10 protein-coding genes are annotated in these 12983 nt (G+C 73.6%); 5 read left to right on the forward strand and 5 right to left on the reverse strand.

Annotation, left to right across the window (positions count from 1 at the left end):
* The first annotated feature begins 56 nt into the window (after positions 1-56).
* Complete coding sequence (locus ACTOQ2_RS14995) at positions 57-1514, forward strand: MFS transporter (protein WP_440100178.1); 1458 nt, start codon at positions 57-59, stop codon at positions 1512-1514.
* A gap of 146 nt (positions 1515-1660) precedes the next feature.
* On the opposite strand, the gene ACTOQ2_RS15000 is transcribed toward ACTOQ2_RS14995, so the two are convergent.
* From ACTOQ2_RS15000 to ACTOQ2_RS15020, 5 genes are all read right to left on the reverse strand, one after another.
* The gene (locus ACTOQ2_RS15000) at positions 1661-2821 is read right to left on the reverse strand and encodes a VWA domain-containing protein (RefSeq protein WP_440100179.1); all 1161 of its coding nucleotides are present in this window, start codon (positions 2819-2821) and stop codon (positions 1661-1663) included.
* Positions 2814-5531 (reverse strand): DUF5682 family protein, encoded by a 2718-nt coding sequence (locus ACTOQ2_RS15005; RefSeq protein ID WP_440100180.1) that lies wholly within the window; start codon positions 5529-5531, stop codon positions 2814-2816. Before ACTOQ2_RS15005 ends, ACTOQ2_RS15000 begins: the two co-directional genes overlap by 8 nt.
* Before the next feature lie 174 nt (positions 5532-5705).
* Positions 5706-6773 (reverse strand): ATP-binding protein, encoded by a 1068-nt coding sequence (locus tag ACTOQ2_RS15010; RefSeq protein ID WP_440100181.1) that lies wholly within the window; start codon positions 6771-6773, stop codon positions 5706-5708.
* Entirely contained in the window at positions 6773-8185 is a 1413-nt protein-coding gene (locus ACTOQ2_RS15015) for a DUF5691 domain-containing protein (protein WP_440100182.1), read from the reverse strand. Before ACTOQ2_RS15015 ends, ACTOQ2_RS15010 begins: the two co-directional genes overlap by 1 nt.
* Entirely contained in the window at positions 8182-9681 is a 1500-nt protein-coding gene (locus ACTOQ2_RS15020) for an SWIM zinc finger family protein (RefSeq protein ID WP_440100183.1), read from the reverse strand. Before ACTOQ2_RS15020 ends, ACTOQ2_RS15015 begins: the two co-directional genes overlap by 4 nt.
* Positions 9682-9778: 97 nt before the next feature.
* Between ACTOQ2_RS15020 and ACTOQ2_RS15025 the strand changes: the two genes are divergently transcribed.
* The 4 genes from ACTOQ2_RS15025 to ACTOQ2_RS15040 all read left to right on the forward strand — a co-directional run bounded on the left by ACTOQ2_RS15025 (position 9779) and on the right by ACTOQ2_RS15040 (position 12952).
* Positions 9779-10210, forward strand: a complete 432-nt coding sequence (locus tag ACTOQ2_RS15025) for a cupin domain-containing protein (RefSeq protein WP_440100184.1) — start codon at positions 9779-9781, stop codon at positions 10208-10210.
* A gap of 19 nt (positions 10211-10229) precedes the next feature.
* Positions 10230-10355, forward strand: a complete 126-nt coding sequence (locus ACTOQ2_RS15030) for a hypothetical protein (protein ID WP_440100185.1) — start codon at positions 10230-10232, stop codon at positions 10353-10355.
* Between the two features lie 56 nt (positions 10356-10411).
* A complete protein-coding gene (locus tag ACTOQ2_RS15035) occupies positions 10412-11947 on the forward strand; it encodes an aldehyde dehydrogenase family protein (protein ID WP_440100186.1) in 1536 nt (511 codons plus the stop codon).
* Between the two features lie 195 nt (positions 11948-12142).
* Complete coding sequence (locus ACTOQ2_RS15040; protein ID WP_440100187.1) at positions 12143-12952, forward strand: class I SAM-dependent methyltransferase; 810 nt, start codon at positions 12143-12145, stop codon at positions 12950-12952.
* The last annotated feature ends 31 nt before the right edge of the window (positions 12953-12983 follow it).

Raw genomic sequence — 12983 nt, forward strand, 5'->3', positions numbered from 1 at the left:
GTTCGTAGCTAACGAACACCGTTCTCCGACCATCGAATCCCCAGATCGGATCCCCCATGGCACACACGGTCGAGACCGGCTCCTCGCCCACCGGCGCGGAGCCGTACCGATGGCGCCGGCCCGCCCTCTTCGTGGTTCTGGCCGCGGAGGTGATGGACCTGATGGACGCCATGATCACGATCATCGCGGCGCCGTCCATCCAGAAGGAGCTGGGCGGCTCGTCGAGCATGATCCAATGGCTCAGCGCCGGATACACCCTGGCGATGGCCATCGGCCTGGTCACCGGGGGCCGCCTCGGCGACCTCTACGGGCGCAGGCGCATGTTCGTGGCCGGCGCCCTCGGCTTCACCCTGTTCTCGCTGCTGTGCGGCCTGGCCACCTCCCCCGAGATGCTGATCGGCGCGCGGGTGCTGCAGGGCCTGGCCGGGGCGGTGATGGTGCCGCAGGGCCTCGGCATCATCAAGGAGGTCTTCCCGCCCAAAGAGCTGGCCGCCGCGTTCGGCGCGTTCGGCCCGGTCATGGCGCTGTCCACGGTGGCGGGCCCCGTCCTCGCGGGCTGGCTCGTCGATGTCGACCTCTTCGGCACCGGATGGCGCATGATCTTCCTGATCAACCTGCCGGTCGGCCTGATCGCCCTCCTCGGCGCGCTCCGCTACCTGCCCGCGTCGAAACCCTCGCACGCCTCGCGCCTGGACCTGACCGGCACCGGGCTCATCTCGGCCGCCTCCTTCCTGCTGATCTTCCCCCTGGTCCAGGGCCGCGACCTCGACTGGCCCGCGTGGACCTTCGCCCTGATGGCCGCCTCGATCCCGGTCTTCGCGCTCTTCTGCCTGCACCAGTCCCGCAAGGAGCGCGCGGGCGGCGACCCGCTGGTGGTGATGAGCCTGTTCCGCAAGCGCTCCTTCACCGGCGGCCTGATCACCGGCCTCGTCTTCTTCTCCGGGATGGTCGGCTTCTCCCTGGTGTTCGGCCTCTACACCCAGATCGCCCTGGGCTACGACCCGTTGAAGGCGGGGCTCGCGGGCCTGCCGAACGCCATCGGCACCCTGGTCGGCTTCGGCTTCGTCAACGCCTCGGGGCTGGCCAGGAAGGTGGGGCGCAGGCTGATCCACATCGGCGCGGTCGCGATGGCCGGGGGCGTCACGGGGGTCGCCCTCACCCTGAACGTCGCGGGCATGGCCGTCACCCCCTGGCAGCTCGCCCCCGCCCTGCTGCTCACCGGCGCGGGGATGAGCCTGATCATGGCGCCGTTCTTCGACATCGTGCTGGCCGGGGTGGAGCCCCACGAGTCCGGCTCCGCCTCCGGCACCCTCACCGCCGTCCAGCAGCTCGGCGGCGCCCTGGGTACGGCGGCGATCGGGACGCTCTTCTTCGGCCTGGTCGGGCAGGGCCGCGGCCTTGAGGACGCGATGCTGCTGACGATCTGGGTCGAGGTGGGCCTGCTCGCCGTCACCTTCGTGACCGCCTTCCTCCTCCCCCGGCGGGCGCGGACCGAGCAGGAGGTCGCGCACTGACACCCGCCGGCGAACGGGCGGGCTCCCGAGGGCCCGCCCGTTCACGGCGCCCCGAGCACCGCGACCTCCGCGAAGGTGACCCGGCCCTTCCTGGCGTCCCGGCGAGGACAGGCCCCCGTGGCCCTGCCGCCCTCGCCGGGACGGGATCAGGTGGCGGCGCGCTCCAGCCGGCGCTCCGCCCACTGGCCGATGTCGCGGCGCTCGATCGCCGCGGCCATCAGGTCGGGGAAGGCGTCGGGAGTGCAGGCGAAGGCCGGCACCCCCATGGCCGCGAGCGCCGCGGCGTTGTCGTGGTCGTAGAAGGGCGCGCCCTCGTCGGAGAGCGCGAGCAACACGATCACCTGGACACCGGCCGCGGTCATCTGGGCGACCCTGCGGAGCATCTCCTCCCGCACGCCGCCCTCGTAGAGGTCGCTGATCAGGATGAAGATCGAGTCGCTGGGGCGGGTGATGAGACCCTGGCTGTAGGCGATGGCCCGGTTGATGTCGGTGCCGCCGCCGAGCTGGGTGCCGAACAGCAGCTCCACCGGGTCGTGGAGCTGGTCGGTGAGGTCGACGACCGCCGTGTCGAAGACGACCAGCGAGGTCCTCAGCGAGCTCATCGAGGCGAGCACCGCGCCGAAGACGCTCGAGTAGACGACGGAGGCGGCCATCGACCCGCTCTGGTCGATGCAGAGCACGACCTCGCGCTGGACGGCCCGCTGCCGCCTGCCGTATCCGACCAGCCTCGACGGGATCACGGTGTTGCGCTCGGGCAGGTAGTTCTTCAGGTTGGCCCGGATCGTGCGGTCCCAGTCGATGTCGGCGGCCCGCTTGGGCCGGTGGGTCCTGGCCGAGCGGTCCAGGGCGCCGGTCACGGCGGCCTTCGTCTTCTGCACGAGTTTCCGCTCCAGCTCGGAGACGACCTTGCGCACCAGCGCCCTGGCCGACTCGCGCGCCTTCTCGGGCATCACGCGGTTGAGCGACAGGAGCGTGCCGACCATGTGGACGTCCGGCTCGACCGCGTCCAGCATCTCCGGCTCCATCAGCAACCGGGTCAGGTTCAGCCGGTCGACGGCGTCCTTCTGCATGACCTGGACGACGGTCGAGGGGAAATAGGAGCGGATGTCGCCCAGCCAGCGCGCCACCCTGGGCGCGGAGGCGCCCAGGCCCCCGCTCCGCTCGGCGGAAGCACCACCATCACCGCCGCCGTTGTACAGCGCGGCCAGCGCGCCGTCCATCTGGGCGTCGGTCCCGGTGAGCGAGCACCCGGTGCCGTCCGCGTCTCCGCCCAGGACCATCCGCCAGCGGCGGAGCCTCTCATCCATCGGCGCTGCCCGTCCTTCCCGCAATCGCCGGGCCCGCGGTCGCCGGTCCCAGAATCGTCAGCACGGTCCGCACGGCCGCCGCCGCGCGCTCCTCGTCGAAGTCCTCCGCGTCCGGCGCCGGGCCGCCGGCGCCCGCCCCCAGGGAACGGACGCGCGAGCCGATCGAGCGCCGCTCCGGGGCGGCGAAGGCTCCGAACGTCCTGCGGAGCAGGGGCAGCACGTCGACGAAGGTCTCCGGGGCGAGCCCGGTGAGCCACTCGTCGACCAGCCCGAGCAACCGGGAGTCGTGTACGAGCAGCAGCCCGCCCCCCGACAGGAACCCCTCGACCCAGGCGGCCGCCCTGGCCGGTGGGTGTCCCGCCGACATCGCCCGCGACATCCGCCGTCCCACCTCGTCCGTGTCGAGGTCGGCGGCGTCCAGCAGGATCCTGGTGAGCCGTCCCTCGATGAGCCCGTGCAGGTCGGCGCGGCCGGAGGCACCGCGCAGCGCCACCAGCCACCGGCCCTGCGGTGTCTCCTCCCCGGAACCGGCCGGGCCTCCCGGGACTCGCGAGCCACCCGCGCCCTCGGACACGTCCCTTTCCCCTTCCCCGGAACCGTCGATTTCCCCGGTACCGCCGAGGGCAGGGGAACCGTCCGGGCGGACGGATCCGGTGCCGAGCAGGGCGACGGCGGCGTGGACGGCGTCGATGTGGCGGATCACGTCGCGGGCGGCGTCGTCGTCGAGACCGGTGACGGCCCCGCCGAGGCCGACGCAGATCCTGGTGAGCATGGCCTCGACGATGGTGACCAGGCCGGTGGCGGGGGTGCCGCGCACGTCGCCGTAGCGCTGGGCGCGGACCATCGCGGGGAGCGCGGCCATCAGGTGCGTGACGTCACCGTCGAGCGCGGCCCGCGCCGACAGGGCGTCGAGCACATGCGGCAGCGCCTCCGGCAGGTCGGCGAGCAGGCAGCGCTCCACCAGGCCGGTGAGCCCGGCCAGCGTGACGCCGCCGGACATGCCGCCGGACCCTCCGCTCCCGCCCGGCCCGCTCCCTCCAGGACCGGCCGTCCCCGGCCCGTTTCCTCCAGGACCGCCTCCTCCAGGACCGGACGTCCCGCCGGGCGCCCGGCCCCGGGTGGCCGGGCCGGACGGCCCTCCCCCGTCGGCGAGGTCGCGGACGCGGGCGGCGGCCGCCGCGGGGACGGTCGTGCCCCAGGCACCCGCCTCGATCAGGTCGATGTCGAACTCGGGCCGCCAGGCGAGCGACCACGACTCGCGGAAGGTGCCCTTGCCCCTGCTCTCGCGGGGAGTGCCCCAGTCGACGCCGATCAGGCGCAACCGGTGCAGCAGCCTGCTGCGCTCCAGGTCGAGGGGCTTGCGCAGGTCGAGGTCGTACTCCCGATCGAGCGCCTCGGGCTTGAGTTTCACCCGCCGCTGCTCCTCGCGCAGGTGGCGCTGGAGAGGGACCATCGGGGTGGCGTCGGGCACCTGGCCGAGCCGCTCCCCCACGACCATGCGCCGCTGGATCAGCTCCACCGGCAGGTCGTCGCCCTCGCACAGCACCGCCCTGACCGCCTCGGTGACCTCCGCCAGCCCGGCCAGCGGCCGTCCCCTGAGCACGGCCAGGCTCTCCGCGAGCCGTACCGCCTCGATGACGTGCGCGGAGGAGACCGGCAGGTCCTCCTCGCGGAGCACCCCGGCCGCCCCGGTCAGCCACCGCTCGACCGGCCGGTCGGGTGAGGCGAACAGGTGGTGGTACCAGCCCGGGGAGGTCACTCCCGCGCCGTACCCGCTCCAGGCGGCCAGCCGCCCGTACGTCCACGGCACCCAGGTCATCTCGGCCCTGACCTTGGGCAGCCCCCGCAGCAGCGCGTCGTCGGCCTTCACGGTGGGCAGCCCGGCCCCCCACGGCGCGCCCTCGCGCGCCGTGCCCGCCAGCGCGGGGACGTGCCAGGCCCCGCAGACCACGGCGATCCGCTCGAACCCGTCCCTGACCGCCCTGCGGATCGTGCGACGCATGAAGGCCTCGCGCCGCGCCTCGTACTCGTCGGCGACGTGCCCCTCGCGGACGGCCTCCATGGCCTGGGCGATCATGTGGAACGGGGTGTCGCCACGGTGCTCGACCGCGTCCTCCCACCACCGCTCCGGGTCGTCGTACCCGGCAGCGCGGGCGAGAGCCCCGATCGGATCGATCCGCACGGCCGCCGGGGCGGCATCGTCCGGCTCACCGTCTGTGTCACCGTCTGTGTCACCGCCCGTGTCGCCACCGGCCGTCTCCCCCGGGGAGCCGGGGACCATCCCGCCCGGTCCCCGCGCCCCGGCGCCTTCCGGCGTCTCCCCCTCCCGGGGTTGCGCCGGTCCGGCGTCACCGGTCTCCCCCGGCTCCGCGTGACCGCTCGCGCCGGGACGGGAGGCGAGGCTGTGCACGGCCGGCAGGTCGCAGAAGCGGACCGGGACGCCCGCCTCGACGGCGTGGCGGATCGCCTGCCACTCGGGGGAGAACACCGCGAACGGCCAGAACGCGGCCGTGGACGGCTCGCCCGGCACGTGGGCGAGCAACGCGACCGGCGGCTGGAGATCGGGGTCATGGGCCAGCGTGACCAGTTCGTCGGCCTCGGGCGGACCCTCGATGAGCACGACGTCCGGCTTGAGACGTTCGAGCTCGTCGCGCAGGGACCGCGCCGACCCCGGGCCGTGGTGCCGGATGCCCAGCACGGAGACGCTCATCCGCGCCCCCCGCCCGGCCGGGGAACCATCGTCACCACCGTCACCGGCGGCACCGGCGACGCGGGCGCCGAGAACGTAGGCGCCGAGAATGCGGGAATCGGAAACACGAGAGCCGGGAGCGCAAGGACCGGAAGCACGGAGGCCGGAAGCGCGCCCGTCCCGGGGGCCGTCGCCTCAGCCCGCGTCACGGCAGGCCCGGTAGAAGTCGCGCCAGTCCTGGCGCTCGCGCACCACGGTCTCCAGGTATTCGCGCCAGACGACGCGGTCGGAGACCGGGTCCTGGATCACGGCGCCGACGATGCCGGCCGCCACGTCGGAGGGGCGGAGCACCCCGTCACCGAAGTGCGCGGCCAGGGCGATGCCGTTGGTGAGGACGGAGATGGCCTCGGCGGTGCTGAGCGTTCCGCTGGGGGACTTGACCTTGGTGCGGCCGTCCTCGGTGACGCCGGTGCGCAGTTCCCTGAAGACCGTGACGACGCGGCGGATCTCCTCCAGGCCGGTGAGGGTCTCGGGCAGCTCCAGGGAGCGGCCGAGCTGGCCGACCCGCCGGGAGACGATGTCCACCTCCTCCTCCGCGGTGGCGGGAACCGGAAGCACGACGGTGTTGAACCGGCGGCGCAGCGCGCTCGACAGGTCGTTGACGCCGCGATCCCGGTCGTTGGCGGTGGCGATGATATTGAAACCGCGCGCGGCCTGGACCTCCCGGTTGAGCTCGGGGATCGGCAGCGTCTTCTCCGACAGCACGGTGATCAGCGCGTCCTGGACGTCGGAGGGCATGCGGGTCAGCTCCTCCACGCGGGCGAGCCGCCCCTCGGCCATCGCCCGCATCACCGGGCTCGGCGTGAGCGCCTCCATGGACGGGCCCTCGGCCAGCAGCCTGGCGTAGTTCCAGCCGTAGCGGACGGCCTCCTCGGCGGTGCCGGCCGTTCCCTGCACCAGGAGGGTGGAGTCACCGCTGATCGCGGCGGCCAGGTGCTCGGACAGCCAGGTCTTGGCGGTGCCGGGCACGCCGAGCAGCAGCAGCGCGCGGTCGGTGGCGAGCGTCGCCACGGCCACCTCGACGATGCGCCGCGGCCCGATGTACTTGGGGCTGATCTGGTCCCCGTCGCCGAGGACGTAGGTGGTCACCGCCCAGGGGGACAGCTTCCACCCCGGCGGGCGGGGGCGGTCGTCGCCCTTGGCCAGGATCGCCAGCTCCTCGGCGTACTGGTCTTCGGCATGGGCCCGCAGAACCGTTGTCACTACGTGAGCTCCTTCAACATGTCGTCACGGAAACGCAGGAGGGCGGCGACCTCCTGGATGGACGGCTCCGGCGAGAGCCGCCCGGCCATGCCGTGCAGGGCGGGGTCGATGCGTTCACCGGCGAGCTTGGTCAGCTCCCCGAGGTTCCACGGCTGGGTCCCGGAAACATCGATGATCTTCTGGAGGACGGCCGTGGCCAGGGTGGGCCCCCAGGGGGCCGCGGCCCCGCCGAGAACCATGATCAGCTGGCCGTCCAGGCCGTGTCGCCGGACGAAGTCGGCCGCGACGATCTCCTGCTTGTCACGGGGCAGCGCGGCCAGCAGGTCGGCGAGCGGATCCCAGGCGAAAAGCTCCAGCGCCCACTCCGGATCGGCCTGGAGGACGGAGGCCCTGACCCAGCCGGCCATGACCTCGCGACCCCAGTCGACGATCTTCATCCGGACCAGATCGCGGGGCGGCCGTCCGAGCAGCCGGGGCCAGACGCCGAGCGGGGTGCGGGCCACGGTCTGCTGCAGCCACCAGCTCCGCTGGCCGATCCCCCGGGGGGCCTTGGCCCGGACACCGTCGCGCTCCAGGGCGCTGTCGCAGGCCATCGGCGGGTCGACGTGGATCTCGCCGTCGACGACGGTGACGTACCGGGCGGCCCGCTCGGCCATGCGCAGGGCCAGGCGCGACTCGGGGAGCCGGGTGAGCAGGTCGGCGGCCCGATGGCGGACCTCGCGGCGGCGGTCGTCGAGGGCGGCCTCCAGGAACGGCTCGTCGTCGGGTGAGAGCCCGGTGACGAGGACCTCCAGGAACGCCGCCCGGTCGTCGGGCGTCTCCTTCTCCCAGGTGGCGGCGAGCAGCTCCCTCGCCCTCGCCGGGTCGGCCGCCCGCAGCGCTCCCAGGTGGACGCGGCGGTCACCGGAGGTGCCGAACTCCCAGACCTGGGAGGCCCCGTCGGCACCGGTGCCGGCGATCCCGGTGACCTCCTCCAGCAGGAAGCCCCACGCCGGGTTCAGTCCCGCCAGCCAGCGTCCCCGGTTTCCGGCCAGGACCCCGAGGTGCGGGCGGATCGACCGGTCCTTGGCCGCGTGGTCGAGAAGCTCGGGCAGCAGGTGCGGCGAGAGGCGGTATCCGCGCGCGGCCGCGGTCTCCAGCCACTCGGTGAGCAGCCTCGGCTGCTCACCGCCGAGGATGCGGGCGAGCCTGTCGCCCGCGGCGCGCGAGACCGCGGGCTGCTCCTCGGAGGCCGCGACGGCAGGCGACTCGGCCGGGACGACCGGCCTCCGCCCGGCGCGCATCCGCAGCGTGTGCACGGCCGCGCGCCCGAGCAGCTCGACCTCGCTCGCCCCCTGACCGGGCAGGGGGCGCCGGTCGGTCCCGACGAGCGCGGCGGACACCAGGTCCTCCCATTCGGCGGAGGTGCTCACAGGACGATCACCCGGCCTTCCTCGTCCCAGGTCGTGAGGGGACGCAGTCCCCTCGGGGTCCATTCGACGGCGACGGTCAGCGGGTGACCGCCGGAGGTGGCGACCAGCCGCCACGGGGTGCCCGCGGACGGGTGGAGCGGCAGCCCGCCGGAGGGCCCGGCCAGGAGCCGCGAACCGCTCCCCGCGGGAGTCACCCCCGCCAGCACGAGCGGCCAGGAGTCGAGCCAGGGGTCACCGGCCAGGGCCTCGGCCACCTCGTCGAGGGCCTGCTCGACGGTCGAGCCGGGCGGCGGACCGGCCGGGGCGGCACGGTGACGGGCGGCATGCCGGTGGGCGGCGTCGTCACCGGCGGGTTCGTCCCGGACGGCGTCATCGCCGAGGTGTTCGTCCCCGGCCGGATCGTCCGGAACGGGGTCATGACGAGCGGCACCGTGCTGGGCGGCGTCACGGGAAGCGGGGTCGTGACGGGCGGCGACCACCGCGCGCAGCGGGGCCGAACCGGGATAGAACGCCAGGTCGGCGTCGATGGTCGTGCCGGTGACGAGCGAGGCGTCGAGGGCCTGCCCGACCGGGGCGAAGGAGAGCACCAGGGCCGCCCGGCCCGTCGCGCGCCCGCGAAGCCAGACCCGGCGCGCGATCAGCCGGTCGTACTCCTCGTCGCGCCGTCCCAGCACGTCCCACCGGTCGCGGACGGCACCGCGGGCGAGCACCTCCTCCTTCGTCACCGGGAAGCCGATCCGGTCGCGCACCCTTTCGAGAAGCTCGGCGGGAGCCGTTTCGCGGTCCGCCCCCTGGGAACCGGCCCCGTCACCGTCCGGGGAGGAAAGCCGGCGGTGGGCCACGCAGAGCAGGTGCAGCAGCGCGTACTCGCCGAGCAGGCGGGCGGGCCAGTCGTCGCCGTCCAGCACGGCGCCGAGGCGGGACAGCGAGCCCGCGACGGCGGGAGCCTGGGCGTCGACCAGGCGTTTGGCCAGGTCGTCCCACAGGTCGTGGCGCCGTGACCCGGCGATGCCCTGCCTGATCTGGTCGGCGAGCCAGCGCTCCAGATCCGACAGCCCCGCGGTCACCCGCTGCTCGCGCCGCGCTGCCCGGCGGCCGTCCGCGGGACCGGCCTCGGCGGCCTTGGCGGCGCGGGCCGTCCCCGCCTCCGCGGCCCTGGCCGCGCGGCCGCGCCGCCCGTCGAGCCACTCGCCCACCCAGTCGGCGGGCTCCCCGGCGGCGGGGACACCGTCGGCCGACCACAGGAGCAGCAGGCCGAGAGCGTGCTTGCACGGGAACTTCCTGCTGGGGCAGCTGCACCGGTAGGCGGGCTCGGACAGGTCGACACACGTCCGGTAGGGCTTGGAGCCGCTGCCCGCGCACTCGCCCCACACCGCGTCGGCGGTGGCCCCGGACCCCGACCACTTGCCGGGAGAGGAGATTCCCCGGGCCGCTTTCTGGGACGAGGCGTCGGGCGCGAGCGCCAGCACCTGATCCCGGTTCCACCGTTCGATCACGGACCGAACCTAGCCAACCCCGCCGACAAATCCGGGCCCGTCCTCAACGGCCGTCCCACAGCACGCCCTCCGGGACCGGGCCCCTAGAATCGGTGCGATGACGACCCCTTCGCGCCCTCCGCTCGCCGAGGCCCTTGACCTGCTGCCGCACCCCGAGGGCGGCTGGTTCCGCGAGACCTGGAGGACCTCCGTCGACCTCACCCCGCCCGGGTACGCCGGCACGCGGGCCACCGCCACAGGCATCTACTTCCTGCTGGAGCCGGGCGAGGAGTCGCGACCGCACGTGGTCGCCTCCGACGAGGTGTGGTTCTGGCACCGGGGCGGCCCGCTGACATTGATCCTCGGCGGTCACGAGGGCCAGCCACCTTCCACCGTGACCCTGGGGCCGCTGGTGGAGGAGGGGCAGGTCCTCCAGGCCGTGCTGCCCGGCGGCACCTGGCAGGCCGCCCGCCCGGCCGGGGCCGAGGGCGTGCTGGTGAGCTGCGTCGTGTCCCCCGGTTTCGACTTCGCCGATTTCCGGATGGCCTGACGGACGGCGTGCGGACGACGTGACGGACGACACGGCGGACGATGCGACGAACACCGTGACGGACGGCGTGACGGACGGCGTGACGGACGGCGTGACGGACGGGCCGCTGGGGGAGATGACGCGAACGCCCGCCCGGTCGATGTGACGGCCTCCCCCGACGCGGGGAGAATGCGGTCACAGGTCGACACCGGGAGGTCGAAGGTGACCAGCGAGATCGTCTCCGTCATCGGCGGAAAAGAAACGTCCAGCGGCACGGCCTACGAGTCGGTCAACCCGGCTCGCGTGGACGAGGTGGTCGCGCGGGTCCGGCTGGCGGACGCGAGCACGTTCTCCTCCGCGTGCCGCACGGCCGCCACCGCGCAGCGGGAGTGGGCGCGGGTCCCCGCGCCCGTCCGGGGAAGGGTGGTCGCCTCGATCGGACGCCTGGTGGAGGCCAACGCGGAAGAGCTGGCCCGCCTGGTCACCCGCGAGATCGGCAAGCCGTACGCCGAGGCGCTGGGCGAGGTACGCGAGATCGTCGACACGTGCGACTTCTTCCTCGGCGAGGGCAGGCGGCTGTACGGGCAGACGGTTCCCTCGGAGATGCCGGACAAGAACCTGTTCACCTTCCGGGTCCCCGTGGGGGTGGCCGCGGTGATCACCGCGGGCAACTTCCCGGTCGCGGTGCCGTCGTGGTACCTCGTCCCGGCGCTGCTGTGCGGCAACGCGGTGGTGTGGAAGCCCGCCGAGTACGCGGCGGCCTCCGCGCACGCGCTCTACCGGCTGTTCACCGCGGCCGGCCTGCCCGACGGCGTGCTGAACCTGGTCCTCGCCGACGGTGCCGCGACGTTCGAGGGCCTGGAGGCGGCGCTGGCCGAGGGCACGGTGCACAAGGTCGGGTTCACCGGCTCCACCGAGGTGGGCCGCCGCGTCGGCGAGCTGTGCGGGCGCCACCTGCAGTCCCCCTGCCTGGAGCTGGGCGGCAAGAACCCGATGGTGGTCATGCCCGACGCCGACCTCGACCTCGCCGTGGAGGGCGCGCTGTTCGCCGGCTTCGGCACCGCCGGGCAGCGTTGCACGTCGCTCGGCACGGTGATCGTGCACGAGAGCGTCCACCAGGAGTTCCTCCGCCGCTACGCACACGCCGTGGCCGGGGCCGCGGTCGGCGACCCCGCGGGGGACGTGCTGTGCGGGCCGCTGCTCGACCGGAGGTTCGCCTCGCGTTACGAGGAGTATCTGGGCTGGATCCAGCCGCACCACACGGTCGTCTCCGGTCCCGTCGGCCGCATCACCCCGGACAACCCGCGCGGCGACTTCACCGGGGACGGCGGCCTCTACTACCACCCGGTGGTCGTGGACGGCGTCCGTCCCGATGACCGGCTCTTCCTGGAGGAGACCTTCGGTCCCATCGTCGGCGTGACGCCCTTCGGCACGCTGGACGAGGCCGTCGACCTGGCCAACCTCCCCGGCTACGGGCTCTCCTCGTCCATCTACACCACCGACCCGGCGTCGGCCTTCCGCTTCCGCGAGGGCATCGGCGCGGGCATGGTCAGCGTCAACAACTCCACCTCCGGCGCGGAGGCCCACCTGCCCTTCGGCGGCAACGGCAAGTCGGGCAACGGCAGCCGCCAGTCGGGGATGTGGGTCCTCGACCAGTTCACCCGGTGGCAGGCGATGAACTGGGACCATTCGGGCAGGCTTCAGAAGGCCCAGATGGACGTCGCCGAGATCGTCCCCGACCTGGGGTTCCGCCTCTGACGCGCCTGACGTCCCTGACGTCCCTGACGTCGCCCGGTGCCGGCCGGACGTGCCGGTACCGGTCCTTCGCATGCCCTGACGCCACCCGCGGATGATTCCCGCCACGTTCATGACGCTCATATAGTGAGACTATTTTTCTTGAAATATGAGACCCATGTTATGGTCCGACCAGCGGACGAGAACGGGGAGGACCTCATGACCGGCAAGGACGCCATATACACGCACGGGCACCACGAGTCCGTGCTCAGGTCACACAGGTGGCGTACGGCGGAGAACTCGGCAGCCCACCTCCTGCCGCACCTGAGGCCGGGCATGACGCTGCTGGACGTGGGCTGCGGGCCGGGCACCATCACCGTCGACCTGGCGGAGCGGATCGCGCCCGGCGCGGTCACCGCGGTCGACATCACCGAGGCGGCACTCGGGCCGGCCCGCGCGGAGGCGGCGCGGCGCGGGCGCTCCGACATCACGTTCGCCGTGGCGGACACGCACGCGCTGGAGTTTCCCGACGACACCTTCGACGTCGTCCACGCCCACCAGGTGCTGCAGCACGTCGGCGACCCGGTCCGGGCGTTGCGCGAGATGCGGCGGGTCTGCAGGCCGGGCGGGATCGTCGCGGTGCGCGACAGCGACTACGCCGCGTTCGCCTGGTTCCCCGAGACGCCCGAGCTGGAAGAATGGCTGGACCTGTACCAGAGGGTGGCGAGGGCCAACGGCGGCGAACCCGACGCGGGACGGCGGCTGCTGTCGTGGGCGCACGCGGCCGGGTTCACCGACGTCTCGGCCACCTCCTCGACCTGGTGCTTCGCCACTCCCGACGACCGCGCGTGGTGGGGCGGCATGTGGGCCGAGCGGATCCTGGAGTCCGACATGGCCCGCCAGGCGCTCGCCTCGGGCGCCGCCGCCCAGGAGGACCTGCGCCGCGTCTCGGAGGGCTGGCGGGCCTGGGCCGGGGAGCCGGACGGCTGGCTGTCGCTGCTCCACGGCGAACTGGTCTGCCGCGCCTGAAGCTCGGGGCGCCCCCGGTGGAGACGCCCCG

It is taken from the genome of Streptosporangium sp. H16 (genome assembly GCF_051918855.1).
GTDB lineage: Bacteria > Actinomycetota > Actinomycetes > Streptosporangiales > Streptosporangiaceae > Streptosporangium.

Coding starts and splice junctions, on each gene's coding strand:
- ACTOQ2_RS15025 (WP_440100184.1), top strand. CDS start 9,779: ATGACGACCCCTTCGCGCCCTCCGCTCGCCGAGGCCCTTGACCTGCTG.
- ACTOQ2_RS15005 (WP_440100180.1), bottom strand. CDS start 5,531: ATGAGCGTCTCCGTGCTGGGCATCCGGCACCACGGCCCGGGGTCGGCG.
- ACTOQ2_RS15000 (WP_440100179.1), bottom strand. CDS start 2,821: ATGGATGAGAGGCTCCGCCGCTGGCGGATGGTCCTGGGCGGAGACGCG.
- ACTOQ2_RS15040 (WP_440100187.1), top strand. CDS start 12,143: ATGACCGGCAAGGACGCCATATACACGCACGGGCACCACGAGTCCGTG.
- ACTOQ2_RS14995 (WP_440100178.1), top strand. CDS start 57: ATGGCACACACGGTCGAGACCGGCTCCTCGCCCACCGGCGCGGAGCCG.